This is a genomic window from Acinetobacter sp. 228, from assembly GCF_048147885.1.
On sequence record NZ_JAYWYV010000571.1, the window covers coordinates 1 to 1,062 of the forward strand.

Genomic DNA, 1,062 nt, shown 5'->3' on the forward strand with positions numbered 1-1,062 from the left:
TTGTCTTTCAGTAGTATCTCGCATTACTAGAATTGGCACCCCCAGACTTGGTGCTTCCTCTTGAATTCCCCCAGAGTCTGTCAAAATTAGATAACTATGTTTCATTAAATTAATAAATTCTAAATAAGACTGTGGTGGTAATAAAATAATATTTTTAATATCAGTTAGATAACTAAAAACAATATCTTTCACATTAGGATTTAAATGAACAGGATAAATAAACTCAATTGCGGGAGACTTTAAGGCTAAATCTTTTATAGCCTGACAAATATTAATAAAACCTTGACCAAAATTCTCACGTCTATGCCCTGTGATCAGAATTTTTTTTATTTTTTCATCCAAGTTCCACTTACTACCATTATATTTTATAGGTAAAGGTAAAATTTGGTCAGAAACACTTAATAATGCATCTACTACAGTATTCCCCGTAATATATATATTATCTAACTGAATATTTTCTTTTTTTAAGCACTCAGCAGCCAACTCAGTGGGAGCAAAATGTAAATTTGAAATTTTAGAAATTAGTTGTCTATTACCTTCTTCAGGCCAAGGCGACTTTAAATTATAAGTTCTTAAACCAGCCTCAACATGACCAATATCAATTTGATTATAAAATGCAGATTGAGCCACCACAAATGCAGACAATGTATCACCATGCACTAATAATATATGTGGTCTAAAATTCTGATAAATACTATCCATATTTTGTAAAATATTTGCAGAAAGCTGATTTAAACTTTGATTAGCTTTCATTAAATTTAAATCAAAATCAGGAGTTATTTTAAAAACTTCTAATACTTGATCAAGCATCTCTCTATGTTGAGCTGTTACTAATACTTTAACATCGAATCTATTGTCTTTTTTTAAACATTGGATTACAGGTGCCATTTTAATAGCTTCAGGACGCGTTCCAAATGAGATAAGAACTTTAATCATAATGAAGTAAATTATTCCTTTTTCTAGATAGTTCAGAATAAATAAACAGAACATGCAAAATCTAAAATATTAATCAGATTATTGCGTAAATGAGCGTTTTGTATGATATCGCGAGGCTATCAACAA

At 29.8% G+C, this 1,062-nt stretch carries 1 protein-coding gene; it reads right to left on the bottom strand.

Annotation, left to right across the window (positions count from 1 at the left end):
- Positions 1 to 936: non-hydrolyzing UDP-N-acetylglucosamine 2-epimerase (gene wecB, locus VXQ92_RS20885; RefSeq protein ID WP_416683056.1), on the bottom strand; the 936-nt coding region annotated here is incomplete at its 3' end.
- Between the last annotated feature and the right edge of the window lie 126 nt (positions 937 to 1,062).